The 15,107-nt window shown below is 60.8% G+C and carries 13 protein-coding genes; 6 read left to right on the plus strand and 7 right to left on the minus strand.

Annotation, left to right across the window (positions count from 1 at the left end):
- The first annotated feature begins 406 nt into the window (after positions 1 to 406).
- On the plus strand, positions 407 to 1,381 hold the full coding sequence (locus J2Y39_RS26300; RefSeq protein WP_056783028.1) for a D-glycerate dehydrogenase: 975 nt from the start codon (positions 407 to 409) through the stop codon (positions 1,379 to 1,381).
- A gap of 139 nt (positions 1,382 to 1,520) precedes the next feature.
- Positions 1,521 to 2,030, plus strand: a complete 510-nt coding sequence (locus J2Y39_RS26305) for a DUF2165 domain-containing protein (RefSeq protein WP_110646394.1) — start codon at positions 1,521 to 1,523, stop codon at positions 2,028 to 2,030.
- Between the two features lie 18 nt (positions 2,031 to 2,048).
- Here the strand turns inward: J2Y39_RS26305 and J2Y39_RS26310 are convergent, their stop codons facing one another.
- Positions 2,049 to 2,951 (minus strand): DMT family transporter, encoded by a 903-nt coding sequence (locus J2Y39_RS26310; RefSeq protein WP_310220487.1) that lies wholly within the window; start codon positions 2,949 to 2,951, stop codon positions 2,049 to 2,051.
- 140 nt (positions 2,952 to 3,091) lie between these two features.
- On the opposite strand from J2Y39_RS26310, the gene J2Y39_RS26315 reads away from it, so the two are divergent.
- A complete protein-coding gene (locus tag J2Y39_RS26315; RefSeq protein ID WP_252877475.1) occupies positions 3,092 to 3,967 on the plus strand; it encodes a helix-turn-helix domain-containing protein in 876 nt (291 codons plus the stop codon).
- A gap of 462 nt (positions 3,968 to 4,429) precedes the next feature.
- Here J2Y39_RS26315 and J2Y39_RS26320 read toward each other — a convergent pair whose 3' ends face one another.
- The 6 genes from J2Y39_RS26320 to J2Y39_RS26345 all read right to left on the minus strand — a co-directional run bounded on the left by J2Y39_RS26320 (position 4,430) and on the right by J2Y39_RS26345 (position 10,837).
- Positions 4,430 to 6,859 (minus strand): TonB-dependent receptor, encoded by a 2,430-nt coding sequence (locus J2Y39_RS26320; protein ID WP_305382249.1) that lies wholly within the window; start codon positions 6,857 to 6,859, stop codon positions 4,430 to 4,432.
- A gap of 212 nt (positions 6,860 to 7,071) precedes the next feature.
- A complete protein-coding gene (locus tag J2Y39_RS26325) occupies positions 7,072 to 8,061 on the minus strand; it encodes a FecR family protein (RefSeq protein ID WP_310220490.1) in 990 nt (329 codons plus the stop codon).
- Positions 8,058 to 8,624, minus strand: coding sequence for an RNA polymerase sigma factor (locus J2Y39_RS26330; RefSeq protein ID WP_071174434.1), 567 nt, complete (start codon positions 8,622 to 8,624; stop codon positions 8,058 to 8,060). Before J2Y39_RS26330 ends, J2Y39_RS26325 begins: the two co-directional genes overlap by 4 nt.
- A gap of 1 nt (position 8,625) precedes the next feature.
- Positions 8,626 to 8,952 (minus strand): DUF3325 domain-containing protein, encoded by a 327-nt coding sequence (locus tag J2Y39_RS26335; protein ID WP_310220493.1) that lies wholly within the window; start codon positions 8,950 to 8,952, stop codon positions 8,626 to 8,628.
- Positions 8,952 to 10,535, minus strand: a complete 1,584-nt coding sequence (locus tag J2Y39_RS26340; RefSeq protein ID WP_310220495.1) for a PepSY-associated TM helix domain-containing protein — start codon at positions 10,533 to 10,535, stop codon at positions 8,952 to 8,954. Before J2Y39_RS26340 ends, J2Y39_RS26335 begins: the two co-directional genes overlap by 1 nt.
- Positions 10,532 to 10,837, minus strand: a complete 306-nt coding sequence (locus tag J2Y39_RS26345) for a DUF3649 domain-containing protein (protein WP_041479671.1) — start codon at positions 10,835 to 10,837, stop codon at positions 10,532 to 10,534. The genes J2Y39_RS26340 and J2Y39_RS26345 overlap by 4 nt, the downstream gene beginning before the upstream one ends.
- A gap of 188 nt (positions 10,838 to 11,025) precedes the next feature.
- On the opposite strand from J2Y39_RS26345, the gene J2Y39_RS26350 reads away from it, so the two are divergent.
- From J2Y39_RS26350 to fecA, 3 genes are all read left to right on the plus strand, one after another.
- Positions 11,026 to 11,514 carry a sigma-70 family RNA polymerase sigma factor gene (locus J2Y39_RS26350; RefSeq protein ID WP_310220497.1) on the plus strand — a complete coding sequence of 163 codons (489 nt, stop codon included), beginning with the start codon at positions 11,026 to 11,028 and terminating at the stop codon, positions 11,512 to 11,514.
- Positions 11,511 to 12,443: a DUF4880 domain-containing protein gene (locus J2Y39_RS26355; protein ID WP_310220499.1), complete on the plus strand. Its 933-nt coding sequence runs from the start codon at positions 11,511 to 11,513 to the stop codon at positions 12,441 to 12,443. The genes J2Y39_RS26350 and J2Y39_RS26355 overlap by 4 nt, the downstream gene beginning before the upstream one ends.
- Before the next feature lie 144 nt (positions 12,444 to 12,587).
- Positions 12,588 to 14,921 carry a TonB-dependent Fe(3+) dicitrate receptor FecA gene (fecA, locus tag J2Y39_RS26360; RefSeq protein WP_150636161.1) on the plus strand — a complete coding sequence of 778 codons (2,334 nt, stop codon included), beginning with the start codon at positions 12,588 to 12,590 and terminating at the stop codon, positions 14,919 to 14,921.
- The last annotated feature ends 186 nt before the right edge of the window (positions 14,922 to 15,107 follow it).

Raw genomic sequence — 15,107 nt, forward strand, 5'->3', positions numbered from 1 at the left:
TGAGCGCAAGCTCGAGTGCTTTTGATCTTGATCCACCGGCGACGTCGGAAGGCTGAGTGGAGGGATTGATCCGGGCGTGGGAGCGCAGCGACCGTACGACGCAGTCGTACACAGCGAGTGTAGGTGCAGCGAAGCAAACCGGAGCCGCTGCGCCCGGATCGATCCCGCAGCGAAGGAACCCGAGCCTGCGAGGGCCGAACGCAGGAGCTAGCGTTTTTTGCTTACTTTTTTAGGCGCTTGTAAAAAAGTAAGTCGCCGTCAGGCGAAACCGCCAGCCGCCGCCCCGAAACCTTCGGATATTCACACCAGACAAACCCAAGGCATCGCCGGCCCAGAGGCCGCCAAGACAACCCGAGCGAGAAAATGTTAGCGTGCTTGCAATCAAGCCCCGACGAGCCCAAGCCCAATGAAAAAAACAGTCCTGGCCTTCAGCCGCATCACCCCGCCCATGATCGAACGCCTGCAAGAAGAATTCGACGTCATCGTCCCCAACCCCAAGACCGGTGACATCAACGCCCAGTTCAACGAAGCCCTGCCCCACGCCCACGGCCTCATCGGCGTCGGCCGCAAACTCGGCCGCGCACAACTGCAAAGCGCAACAAAACTCGAAGTGGTCTCGAGCGTCTCGGTCGGCTACGACAACTACGACCTCGACTACTTCAACGAACGCGGGATCATGCTCACCAACACCCCCGACGTGCTCACCGAAAGCACCGCCGACCTCGCCTTCGCCCTGATCATGAGCAGCGCCCGCCGCGTCGCCGAACTCGACGCCTGGACCAAGGCCGGGCAATGGCAGGCCAGCGTCGGCGCCCCGCTGTTTGGTAGTGATGTGCACGGCAAGACCCTCGGCATCGTCGGCATGGGCAACATCGGCGCCGCTGTCGCCCGGCGCGGACGCTTCGGCTTCAACATGCCGATCATCTACAGCGGCAACAGCCGCAAGACCGAACTGGAAGAGGAACTCGGCGCGCAGTTCCGCAGCTTGGATGAGCTGCTGGCCGAAGCCGATTTCGTCTGCCTGGTAGTGCCGTTGAGCGACAAGACTCGCCACCTGATCAGCCATCGCGAACTGGCGCTGATGAAGCCGAGCGCGATCCTGGTCAACATCTCGCGCGGCCCGGTGGTCGACGAACCGGCACTGATCGAAGCCCTGCAAAACAATCGCATCCGCGGCGCCGGGCTGGACGTCTACGAAAAAGAACCGCTGGCCGAATCGCCGCTGTTCCAGTTGAAAAACGCCGTGACCCTGCCGCACATCGGCTCGGCCACCACCGAGACCCGCGAAGCCATGGCCAACCGCGCCCTGGCCAACCTGCGCAGCGCCCTGCTCGGCGAACGGCCGCAGGATCTGGTCAACCCGCAAGTCTGGCGCGGCTGAAAAAAGGGCCGGCGCAACATTATGCCGGCCTTCACCTTACATAACTTGCAACCGAACAAAAACGCCAGACCAAGTAACAGCAATATAAGCTCTCGCAACTTATCAACTTATTGATTAATTGCCATGGAGAGCCAACCTCGTGAACACCCTGACCACCGACAAACTCATTCGTTACAGCAAAGTCATCTTGATGGCTTATATAAGTTTCTTTGGCCTGCTGGTGATGATCCATAACTTCACTGACTATGAGTCCAACTACACTTACGTTGCACATATCCTGAGCATGGACACCACCAACGCCAGCGAAAACATCATGTACCGCGCGATCGATTCGCCGATGATCCATCACCGGATCTACTGGTTCATCATCACTATGGAAGTCACCTATACCGTGCTTTGCCTGATCGGTACTTACCAGTTGTATCGCTACATCGATGCCTCGCCAGCGGCATTTCATGAAGCCAAGAGATTTTCGATCATGGGCATATTGGTTGCCATCTTCATTTATTACGTGTGTCTGCAAACTGTAGGTGTCGAATGGTTCGACATGGACACTTCGCAATCCTGGAATGCCAAGGACTGGGCAAGGCATATTGTCGACTTCATCTTCCCGGTAATGATCTACATCACTTTAAAAGTTGAGCGCTGAGTATCAGCGCTCGTTTTATCAAGCCAACTTCCCTTGAGCCGCAGACAACTGCACTTTCGGTTTACGAAACACCAGCACGTTGCCCAACATCACCAACACCAGCCCGACCAGCGCCGGTGCGGTCCATTGATAACCTTCGGCAAACGCCGACACGTTCAGGGCCACCACCGGGAACAGCACCGTGCAGTAAGCCGCCCGCTCCGGGCCCATGCGCCCGACCAGCGTCAGGTACGCGGTGAAGCCGATCACCGAGCCGGGGATCACCAGATACAACAGCGCACCGACATATCGCGGCGACCAGTCCATGGTGAAGGGTATGCCGTTGAACAGACACCACACCGTCAGCATCGCCGCGCCGTAGGCCATGCCCCAGGCGTTGGTGGTCAGCGGTCTGAGGCCGGCCTTCTGTTGCAGGCTCGAAAGCATATTCCCCGCTGAAAAACACAAGGTGCCACACAACGCCAGACCCAGCCCCAGCAGGGTTTGCGGACTGGCCTGATGCCCGGCCAGTTCCGGCCAGAACAACAGCCCCAGACCGAACAGCCCCAGCGCACCGCCCATCAACACATTGCGCGCAATGCGCTGGCCGAAAAACACCCGCGCATTCAGCGCGTTCCACAACGTCGCCGTAGAAAACACCACCGCCACCAGACCGCTGGGAATCCACTGACTGGCGGTCAGAAAACACATGAAGTTCACGCAGAACAGACATAACCCTTGAGCCACACAAATCAAATGCCCACGGCGGTTCATCGGTTGCAGACGCCGGCTGAGCAGCAAGAGGGCAAACAACACCAGCGCAGCCAGGCCGAAGCGATAGACAATCGACACCGGAATTTCGACCACGCCCAATTGCCATTTCAAGGCAATCCAGGTGGTGCCCCAGATCAGTACGGTCAGCAAGTACAACGACAGGTTCATGGCCAACACTCCTTAAACAGGCCTTGAGTGTCTGCCTCGGGCAGCCTTCGGCGCTTGCACAATCTTGCGCTTTTGTCTGGCGGCAGGCTGGCAGCGCGGCGTCTACGGAGTAGGATGCAAAGCGTTGGAGAGAACCGAACATGGCCGCTATCGATACCCTGCAAGTCTTTCAAGCCCTCAACCGCTCGCCGAATGCACGCCTTGTGCACAGCGCCGAGCTCGGTGACGGCATGTCTGCGGCTTTGTGGACCAACCACCACGATGCCCAGGAATACGAAGCGCCAAGTCATCACACGCTGTCCTGCTACGTCGCCGGCGGCACCGGCACATTCCGTCGTGGCCAGCCGGGCCGCAAGGGCGGGCCGGACAAGCTGTGCATCCTGCCGGCCGAGCATGAATCGGGCTGGGTAATCAATGGCGATATTCGTCTGGCGCACCTGTATTTCAGCGCCGAACAATTCGCCCTCGGTTGCGTGACTTTGCTCGATCGGGAGCCGCGCGAGATGCAGTTACGCGAACAGACTTTTCTTGAAGATCCGCAGCAGGCGCAGCGCTTTCGGCAGTTGCTGAACCTGAACTGGCAAGAGCCGGCCGAGCGCTTGCTGACCAGCAGCCTCGCCCATGAATTGATCAGCCACACCTTGCTCAGCCAGGTGGGTGCGCGACAGGGCTTGCGCTTGAAGGGCGGACTGGCGCCACATCAGCGCCGACAACTGGTGGAGTTCATCGACAACCAGTTGAGTGAAGCCATCAGCCTCGGGCAACTGGCCGGGCTGTGTGCACTATCGGAATATCACTTTGCGCGGATGTTTCGCCTGAGCTTCGGCCTGCCGCCGCATCAATATGTGCTGGCGCGGCGCTTGAGCCGGGCGCGGGAATTGTTGCGCGGCACGGCGCTGCCCTTGGGGGAGATTGCGCTGGCGTGCGGGTTTGCCAGTGCGAGTCATTTTACTAATCGGTTCAGGCAGGTTTTGGGTGGGACGCCGGGCGAGTATCGGCAGGCGTTTTTGCGTTGAGCCCTTTTCCCCTCACCCCAGCCCTCTCCCAGAGGGAGAGGGGGCCGACCGAGTTGTCTTGCACTGTACGTCGACCTGAAACACCGAATCGATTATGGATTCAAAGCAACACATTCAAGTCGGTGTACCTCTGGAATATCCCACGGTCAGCCCCCTCTCCCAGAGGGAGAGGGGGCCTACCGAGTTGTCTTGCACTGTACGTCGACCTGAAACACCGAATCGATTATGGATTCAAAGCAACACATTCAAGTCGGTGTACCTCTGGAATATCCCACGGTCAGCCCCCTCTCCCAGAGGGAGAGGGGGCTGACCGAGTTGTCTTGCACTGTACGTCGACCTGAAACACCGAATCGATTATGGATTCAAAGCAACACGTTCAAGTCGGTGTACCTCTGGAATATCCCACGGTCAGTCCCCTCTCCCTCCGGGAGAGGGCTAGGGTGAGGGGCTTTTGATCTTGCCTCAAAACTCCAGCGTGCTGGAAAGCGAAACCTGCCGCGAATCCCCCATCGACACAAAGAAGCGGCTCGCCGAAGAGGTGTAATAAGTGCGGTCGAACAGGTTCTTCACGTTCAACTGAAACTTGACCTTCTGCCCCTCAACCGTGGTGTCGTAAGTGGCAAACGCATCCGCCACGGTATAGCTCGGCAGGTCAAAATCATTCACCGCGTTGCCGGCACGCTCGCCGACGTACCGCGCGCCCGCCCCGACACGCAACTGATCGCCGCCAAACACATTGCCGAAGTCATACACCGCCGACAGCGAGCCGGAATTCTTCGCTACGTTTTGCAGGCGCTTGCCTTTGTATTCCGGGTCTTCGGTGACTTCGGCATCGGTGTAGGCATAGCTGCCGATGAGGTTCCAGTGCTCGCTGAGTTGCCCGCTCAGGTCGACTTCCAACCCACGGGAACGCACCTCGCCAGCGGCGCTGTAGATCGTCGTCGGACCTTCGGAGTTGGCCACCAGTACGTTGCGTTTCTTGATGTCGAACAACGCGATATTGCCGGTGATGCTGCCCGGCATATCCAGTCGCGCACCCAGCTCCCACGACTTGGCTTCTTCCGGCGCGATGCTGCCGTCGAGCACGGTACTGCTGCCGCTCAGCGGGGCGATGGTCGAGTTGGGTTTGAACGATTCAGTGTAACTGCCGTAGAACGATAAGGCGTCGGTGTAGCGATACACAAGACCGGCGCGCGGTACCCACTTCTGGCCATTGCTGTCGGTATTGGCCTTGAACGGCACGCCTTTGCCGGCGTACTGGTCGTACTCCTGAAAACGTCCGCCGGCGACCAGAATCCACTGCTCGTTGAGGTGAATCGAATCCTGCAGGAACAGCGAATCGCTGCGCAGCTTATCGGTCTGCGCACTGTCGGGCGCACTCACCGTAGTGCCCATCACTTCGCGACCATACACCGGGTTGAGATAGCTGAAGGTGGTCAGGCTTTTCTGCCGGATCAGATCTTCGCGGTAGATCTTGCGGTACTCGTCATCGACGCCGAACACCAGATCATGCTGCATGCCCAGCACATTCACTTTGCCTTCGAGGCTGGCGGTGGTGAAACGATCGGTGCTGATCGCGTTTTGCGTGCCGTCCATGCTCCGCGTCAGTGTGCCTTTGTTGGTGTCGATCGCCGTCACGCGCACTTGGCTGGCGTCGTAGGTTTCGCGGTTCCAGCTGTAGCCGAAGTGGGCTTTCCAGTCGTCGTTGAGTTCGTGGTCGGCTTCGAAATGGTAGAGGTCCGAGCGCCCTTCCATGTCGTTGAACGGCTCGTCGAGACGCTGCTTGCGCGAGATATCCAGCGGATGGTTGGTGCGCGGATCGATCAGCGTGCCACGGTCGAAGGGGGTGAGAAACTCGCGGTGCTCGTAGGCGAACAACAGCTTGGTGCGCTCGCCGTACCAGGCCAGCGACGGTGCGATCAGCGTCTCGCGGTGGGTGCCGAAGTTGCGCCAGTAATCTTCGTCTTCGTGATCGACGACCATGCGATAGGCGAAGCCGGAATCGCCCAGCGCACCGGTGCTGTCGAAGGCGCCACCGCTACCGTTCTTGCCGTCACCGTAGGTCGAACCGCGCACGGTCACGGCATTGTACTGGGTCAGTTCCGGCTTCTTGCTGACCAGGTTGACCACGCCACCCGGATCCTGAATCCCGTAGAGCAACGAGGCCGGGCCTTTGAGCACTTCGACGCGATCCACGGTCGCGTTCATGCCACGGCCCTGCACCAGCGGCATGCCGTCGCGCATGATCGAGCCGTTGCGGTTGTCGCCGAAGCCGCGAGTCATCACCGAGTCCTGCGTACTGCCCAAAGTGTTGCCCTGGGTGATGCCGCTGACATTGGCCAGCGCGTCATCGAGATTGCGCGGCGCCTGATCGCGAATGACCTGCGCCGGGATGACATTGACCGTCTGTGGAATTTCTTGCAGCGACGCCGATGAGCGCATCACCGAACTGGTTTCCGGCGGCTGATAGCTCATCGATTCGTCGCGCGTGGACGTGATGGTGGTGGCGCCGAGATTGAGCGCCCCTTCGGTCGGCAACGGCTCCAGCGCCAGGGTATGACTGTCGGTGCGGCGAAAGCTCAGGCCGGAATTGCCGAGCAGGCGTTGCAGAGCCTGTTCGGCGCTCATCTGGCCGTTGACTGCCGGAGCATTGAGGCCGTACGGCGCTTCATCGGTGTAGACCACGCTTTGCCCGGTCACGCGGCTGAAGTCGCTCAGGGCTTGCGGCAACGGTTTCGCGGCGAGGGCAAAATTGAATTGCTGTTGCGCCTGATTGCTCACAGCTTCTGCCGCCAGCGCGATACTCATCGGCAGCAATGCCAACGCGGAAAAACTCAACGCCGACATGCCCAACCACTGTTTGACCGAACCGGATTTTGCCCTGGACTTCATTGCTCAATGACCTGTGTAGAACCGCAACGGATGCGAATGGCTCGCAGTTTCAGTCACTACACGGATGGGGCTCGGGGTTACCTCACCTTTAATTTGAAAATATTTTGCGGGGGATTTGTTGCCTGGGCTGACGCCTTCGCGAGCAGGCTCGCTCCCACCTTTGAAATGCCTACCCTGTGGGAGCGAGCCTGCTCGCGAAGAGGCCGGCTGCCTCAGCGCAAAATAATCAGTTGCCCCAACACCCGATGCTGCTCAAACCCCAACACCCCTTGCAGCGAATTGAGCACCGCCTGCGGATCCTTGCTCGGGAAACTGCCGCTGACCTTGCGCGCCGCCAGCTCATCGTTGAGCAGCACAATTCGCCCCGGGTAATAGCGGCGCAGATCCTCGACGACATCGGCCAGCGTGGTCTTGTAGTAGGTCAGCCAACCCTGACGCCAGGCCAGTTGCGCTTCACTGTCCACGGGATGCAGTTTTTCCGCAGTGCCGTCGGCGTAGGCAACTTGCTGGCCGGCCGTGAGAATCTGTTGTTGGCCATGCTCATCCGCCGTCACCGCGACACGCCCGGACAATACCGTCACTTGTGCGCCGTGAGGTTGCCGACGTACTTCGAACTGGGTGCCGAGCACCCGCGCCTCGCCCTGCTCCGCCGCCACCACAAAAGGGTCGCCGGTGTGGGTGACGCTGAAGAAAGCAGCACCTCTGATCAATTTCACGCGGCGCTGACCGTGACTGAAATCCACAGCAATCGCACTGTCGGCATCCAGTGTCACTTGCGACTGATCGGCCAGAGTCACCGTGCGGATTTCCCCAGGTGCCGAGACATGATCAGCGCGCAGATCGTCGAGCCAGCGCTGCGCCTGCCACCCGGTGCCGAGGCTGACCATCAGCAGCAGACACGCGGCCAGCGCCAGCGCTCCAGACCAACGCAACATCGGCGAACGACGCGGGGCGTGCATCGCCTGCAGATAACCTTGCAGCGCGAACGCATCTTCATCGGCCAGCGTGCGCGCGGGGCTTTCGCTGAGTTCCCAGATCACCTGCGCCTGCGCATACGCTTCGGCATGGGCCGGATCGGCGCGCAGCCATTGGCTGAAGGTGAGTTGATCGCCAGTGCTCGGGCGGTCGTGCAACAGGCTCAGCCAGGCCAGCGCGGCCTGCTCCTGGGCCGGCGTCGGTGTGATCGGATCGGATGGCTTCACGGTGCTTTCCCTGGCAGGCGTGGCGCGGGGTCGCGCAGGCTGGCCTTGCAGGCCTCGAGGGCGCGCATCATATGTTTTTCCACGGCACTTTGGGACAGGCCCATGGCCTTGGCGATGTCGGCGTACTTGCGCCCGTGAATGCGATTGAGCAGAAAGATCTGCCGGGTACGCTCGGGCAAGGCGCGCAACGCGGCTTCGACATGGCGCAGATCGTTGCCCGCTTCCAGCGCGGCCTGAGGCTCACTGCCGTGGCTGTCGGGTTCGTCCGGCTGCCAGCCTTCGTTGACCCGCGTGCGCGTGCCTTCGCTGCGTAAATGATCGATGGCGATGTTGCCGGCGCAGCGCAGCAGATAGGTGCTGAGTTCTTCGACCTGCACCAGCGGCCGCCGCCAGAAGCGCAAAAACAGATCCTGGACCAGATCCGCCGCCGTCGCCCGACAACCGACGCGGCGGTTCACCAGTGCTTCCATTTGCGCACGCTGGGACAGAAACACCTGAAGAAAATGCGCACGCGCGCCACGCGCTTCATCGTCACGCGATTCCGGCGGCAGACCGATCAGCACTTCAGCACTGCGCCCAGGCGGCGACCGGGCTCGCCAGCAGGCTCAACCCGGCCAGTGCCATGGCCAGACGCGGGCGATACGGCAGCAACAGCACCAATGCCAAAGCGCTGAGCATCAGCACCGCGAACCAGTCGACCAGACCGAAACTCCAGCCATTGACCGCGACCGCCGCCCACAGCGAAAGCGCCAGCAACAGCCATCCCGCCAGCGCCAGACCCTGACGGCGGCGCGTCGACGGTTTGGCGCCGAGCAGTTCGGCATGATGACGTGGCATCGACAGGCACAACGCGGTGAAGCCGGCGTAGGTAAGCAACAGGACCAGCAGCATCAGTTGGCCCCCTGTTCGACAGTGATCGACCGAGGCGAAGGACTTGCTTTGCGAAAGCTGACGCGGTCGCCCGTACGCTGCATCTTGCGCGCAGCCCAGCCGAGAAAAAGCCCCGTCGCCAGACACGTCAGATCAAATCCGGCCAGTGCCCAGTCGCGCTGCATCAGGGTCGCGCCAAGATTCCACGGTGTGGTCAGCGCATTGATCAGCGGCACCGCGATAAACAGCGCAGCGCCGAGCGTCAGCTGTTCGATCCAGGCCTTGCGTCCCGGACGCAACACCGCGTGCACCACGCTCAGGCCCCAGGCTATGAAGAACGCATTCACTTCCCAATCGGCCCGCCCCGCCAGACTCACCGGCAACAGTCGATTGGCCAAAAAGAACACCGCCACCGCCGACACCAGGCCGGCCATGCTGGCGGTATTCAGCACCTCGACCAGGCGCAGTTCGAACGGCAGCGCCGCGCTTTTCATGTGCTTGAGCTGCCGCTTGCCGAGCCAGATCACCAGCCCGGTGCCGATCATTGCCGTGCCAGCCAGTCCGCAGATGAAATACAGCCAGCGCAACAGCGGCCCGGCGAAATGGCCCATGTGCAAACCGTAGAACGCGCCACCCACCGCCATCGCTATGGGTTGATCGGGGGTGCTGCTCAGAAGCTGCCCGGTGACGCCGTTGAAGGTCACCGCCCGGCCGAAATCATGCACCACCCGATCGCCCGCGCGGGACAGCACCACCGTGGCGCTGGCATCGCCCGGGTTGCTTACCGACAGGCGCGCGGTATGGCCGCCCGACCACTGCTCGCTGGCCTTGGCCAGTAGCGGCGCCATGGCGGTCAGCCGCGCGGCGACATCGGCGCGCTCGGGCGTCTTCGAGGCGGGAAAGACTTCGTCGTAGAACTTGCGCACGTCGCTGCCGTAAGAGGCGACGATGCTCGCCGGCATGACCATCGACATGAAAATCACCAGGCTGCTGTAAGTGATCATCAAATGAAACGGCAGCACCAGCACACCCACGGCGTTATGCCCGTCGAGCCAGGAACGCTGGCCCTTGCGCGGGCGGAAGGTGAAGAAGTCCTTGAAGATTTTCTTGTGGGTGATGATGCCGCTGATCAACGCGACGAACATCAACATCGCAGCGAGAGTCGCCAGCCAGCGCCCCCACGGATAAGGCATCTGCAACTGGAAGTGGAAACGGTAAAAGAACTCGCCGCCCATGCTTTCGCGGCCCTGTACTTCGACCCCGGTTTGATCATCGAGGGTTCGGGATTCGAAGCGGCCGCGCTCGCCGGGTTTGCCCGGCGCCTGCTGCCAGCGCACGGTCAGACCGGGGTCGCGGGCATCGGGCAAATCGATCAGCCAGCGCGAGGCACCGGCGGCGTGTTGTTGCAGATAATCTTGCGCCAGCGCCAGGCTCGCTTCGCTATCAAGCGAATGTGCAGCGATTTCCGGCTGCATCCAGTGGCTGATTTCGTCTTTGAAGTAAGCAAGCGTTCCCGTGAGGAAAATCGCGAACAGCAGCCAGCCGAACACCAGCCCGGCCCAGGTGTGCAGCCAGGCCATCGCCTGCCGGAACCCTTCCTTCATGCCAGCCCCAGACCGCGCGCGGCACCGGAAACGGTGGCGAGAATCACGCTCGGCACCAACAGGCCGACCCACGCCGACCACGCGCTGCGGCAGGCAAAGCACCAGAGCACCGCGACCAGATAGACCAGAAAGGACACGGTCATGCCGGTGACCACGGCTTCGGCGCGGTTCAGCGGCAGCCACAACGTCAGGGTGACGCTGGCCAGCGCCGCGACCAGATAGCCGCCGAAAATCGCCGCCAATACCCGCGAAGTGACGGCCAGACGATAGGACATGGGAAGGGTTGCGAGTTTGCCTTTCATGTTTCGACCCTGAAACGAAAAACGTTCGGCCGACAAGCCGAATCTACAGGCGAGCAATATTAATGATAAATATTCTCATACGCAAAAGCATCTGATTGCCGGACACTGTCGCCAGCCTCTACAATGCGAACCGTTCTTGTTCTCTAATACACGTTCTCTACGCAAGTTTTGCGTCCGGAGTCATTTCGTTGCCGCCCGCCCATCCCGTCGAATCGCTCTACCATGCTCATCACAGCTGGCTCACCGGCTGGTTGCGGCGCAAGCTCGGCTGCCCGGACAGCGCAGCGGATCTGGCTCAGGACACGTTCATCAAGGTGCTGACCGCCTGCGAACCACCGCTGATCATCGAACCGCGCGCCTTTCTCACCACGCTGGCCAAGCGCGTGCTGTTCAATCATTACCGACGCCAGAATGTGGAACGCGCCTACCTCGAGACGCTGGCGCAGATGCCGGAAATGTTCGCGCCGTCGGAAGAGCACAAAGCGATCATCCTGCAGACACTGGTCGAACTCGATGAGCTGCTCGACGGTTTGCCGCGCCAGATCAAACGCGCCTTCCTGCTCGCTCAGGTCGATGGTCTGACTTATCCACAGATCGCCGCAGAACTGGGAATCTCGGTGGCCACGGTCAAACGCCATTTGAACAAAGCGGCCATGCGCTGCTATTTCGCCCTGTGAATCGCACGCCGGATTTCTCCGCGCAAGTCGCCGAACAGGCGGTGCACTGGTTGCTGGAAATGCAGCAGGGCACGCTGACCTCGCGCCAGCAACAGGCCTGGCAACAATGGCTGGATGCACACAGCGAACACCGCCGAGCGTGGGAACACATGCAACGGGTCAACCAGCGCTTGCGCGGCGTGTCGTCGCCGTTGGCCCACGCCGCGTTGAACGGACCGAAGTCCGGCAGCCGCCGTCAGGCGCTGAAAATGTTGCTGATTCTCGGTGCCGGCTCAGCGGCGACCTGGGGCATGCGCGAGCACACGCCGTTGCCGTCGCTGCTCGCCGACTACCGCACACCGATCGGCCAGCGGCGCAAGATTGGCTTGGGCGGTGCCGATTCGTTGCAGCTCAATACCGCCAGCTCGGTTGATGTTGATGGTACGCAGCCGTCTATTCGTCTGCTTGAAGGCGAAATGCTGTTGAGCGCTGCAAATCCGTTCGAAATACGTACGGCACACGGTGTGCTGAAAACCCAAAGTGCGCGCCTCAATGTGCGGCAGTTTGCCGAGCGCACACAGATCGCGCTGTTTGAGGGACGAGTCGAACTCGTCGCCAACCAGCGCGCGCCCCTGCTGCTGCCGATCGCGCGGCAGTTGAGTTTTACTGCCAGCTCGGTCAGCGACCCCAAACCGCTGGACGCCAACAGCGGTGCATGGACCGACGGCATGCTGGTCGCCGCCCATATGCGCCTCGGCGATTTCCTCGAAGAGCTTGGCCGCTACCGGCGCGGGCAGCTGCGGTGCGACAGTCAGGTTGCCGACCTGCTGATTTCCGGGACGTATCCGCTGGATGACAGCGAGCGGATTCTCGACCTGCTGCAGATCAGTCTGCCGGTGCAAGTGAAGCGCTTTACCCGTTATTGGGTGAGCGTCGAAGCGCGGGTTTAAAAAGCAAGATCAAAAGATCGCAGCCATCGGCAGCTCCTACAGAAAGCTGCGATCTTTTGATTTTAAAAAAAATGAGCCGTTTTTCAGATCTGGCGTGACAGAGAAGGAAAGCCCCCTTGATTCCACCTTCTCAGGATCATCCACATGCAGCCCACCCGCCTTACGCCACTGGCCCGCAGCCTGCGCAATCTTCTGCTCGGCGCCAGCCTGAGTTTCACCGCCCTGCCCGCCGCGATGGGTGCCGAAGCCAAGGTTTATCACATCGCCCCGGCATCGCTGGAAACCGCGCTCAACCAGTTTGGCCGTGAAGCAGGCGTACTGATTTCTTTCGGTTCGCAAGTCACCAGCGGCGTACAAAGCCGGGGTCTGGAAGGCAATTACACCGCGCAACAAGGCCTCGATGCCTTGCTCGAAGGCACCGGCCTGCAAGCCCGCGCCGAGGGTGACAACGCCTTCAGCCTGCAACCGCTGGCTGACGCGGCGCTGGAGCTGGGCACCTCGACCGTAGTCGGCGACTGGCTCGGCGATGCGGCGCAGATCAACGTCTTCGAACACCCCGGCGCGCGCGATGTGATCCGCCGCGAAGAATTCGAACGCCAGGGCGCGACCCAGGCCCGCGATGTGCTCAACCGCATCCCCGGTGTGAACGCGCCGGAGAACAACGGCACGGGCAGCCACGACATGGCGCTGAATTTCGGCATTCGCGGTTTGAATCCACGCCTGGCCGCACGCTCGACAGTATTGATGGATGGCATCCCGGTGCCGTTCGCGCCGTATGGTCAGCCGCAGCTTTCGTTCGCGCCGATCAGCATGGGCAACATGGATGCCGTGGACGTGGTGCGTGGCGGCGGCGCGGTGCGTTACGGCCCGCAGAACGTCGGCGGCGTGGTCAACTTCGTGACCCGGGCGATTCCCGACGAGCCAACGGTCAAGGGAGGTTTGCAGACTGAAACAAGCCCATCGTCGAGCCACGACGGTTTCAAGACCAGCGCCAATCTGCTGGCCGGCGGCACCAACGCCAACGGCCTCGGTGGCGCCTTGCTGTACTCCGGCACCCGTGGTGGTGACTGGCGTGAACACAGCGATACCGAGATCGACGACCTGATCCTCAAGGGCAAGTACCAGCTCGACGACGCCAACAGCTTCAACGCCATGGCCCAGTATTACGAGGGCAAGGCCGACATGCCCGGCGGTCTCAATGTCGCCGATTACGATGCCGATCCGTATCAGTCGACGCGACCGAAAGATCAGTTCTGGGGGCGCCGGACGATGTTCAACTTCGGCTATCGCTATCAGCAAGATCGCCGCGAGTTCACCGCCAACACCTTCTTCACCAAAACCCTGCGCAGCGGTTATCTGGATCAGGGCACGTTTCTTTCGCTGTCGCCTCGCGAGTATTGGGTGCGTGGTCTGGAAACCCGTTTCGCCCAAGGCTTCGACTTGGGTCCGAGCAGCCACGAAGTCGGAGTCGGCTACCGCTACATCAATGAGGCCGGCCACGAACTGCGTTATCGCACGCCGATCAGCGCCAACGAATACCCGACCACCAGCAGCCGCAACGACCGTGACACTCGCGGTGGTACCGAGGCCAACGCATTCTTCGTCGATGACCGCATCGACATCGGCAAATGGACCATCACCCCGGGCGTGCGCTACGAGATGATCGAGTCGCAACAGACCAACAACCTGACCAACGTCAAATACAAGGGCGACTACAACACCGCGCTGCCGGCGCTGAACGTGCTCTATCACCTCACCGACAGCTGGAACCTGTATGCCAATACCGAAGGCTCGTTCGGCAGCGTGCAATACAGCCAGATGCCCAACCGGGTCAGCAGCGGCGAAGTGAAGCCGGAAAAAGCCCGCACCTGGGAACTCGGCACGCGCTATGACAACGGTGCCCTGCGCGCGGAAATCGGCGCATTCCTGATCAACTTCGACAACCAGTACGAAAGCAACCAGACCAACGACTCGGTGATCGCTCGCGGCGAAACCCGCCATCAGGGCATCGAGACCAGCGTCAATTACGCGCTCGATGACTTGAGTCCGGCGCTGGCCGGTTTCGATGTCTACGCCAGTTATGCCTATGTCGATGCGACCATTCGCGAAGACGGGCCGAACAAAGGCAACCGCGTGCCTTTTTCCTCCAAGCACAAAGGCACGATTGGCGTCGGTTATACCGAAGGGCCATGGAAGCTGAATCTGGACAGCAGCTTCCAGAGCGACCAGTTTGCCGACAACGCCAACACCTCGAAGGAAAGTGCCGATGGCAGCACCGGCAAGATCCCCGGTTACATGCTGTTCAGCAGCCGCGCCGGGTATGACTTCGGACCGCAACTGTCGGATTTGAATGTGGCGGTGGGCGTGAAGAACATCTTCAACACGCAGTACTTCACACGCTCGTTCGATGACAACAACAAGGGCAAGTACGTAGGTGAGCCGCGGACGGTTTATGTACAGACGTCGGTGGCGTTCTGACCCCACCCCATCGAAGATCAAAAGCCCCTCACCCTAACCCTCTCCCAAAGGGAGAGGGAACTGACCGAGGTGTATTTACGATTTACGCTCACCTGCAATATCGAGCCGAACGCTGGACTTGAAAACAACCGGAATCGGCCCCCTCTCCCAGAGGGTGAGGGACTGACCGAGGTGTATTTACGATTT

The sequence above is a fragment of the Pseudomonas sp. 2957 genome, from assembly GCF_031456345.1.
Taxonomy (GTDB): domain Bacteria; phylum Pseudomonadota; class Gammaproteobacteria; order Pseudomonadales; family Pseudomonadaceae; genus Aquipseudomonas; species Aquipseudomonas siliginis.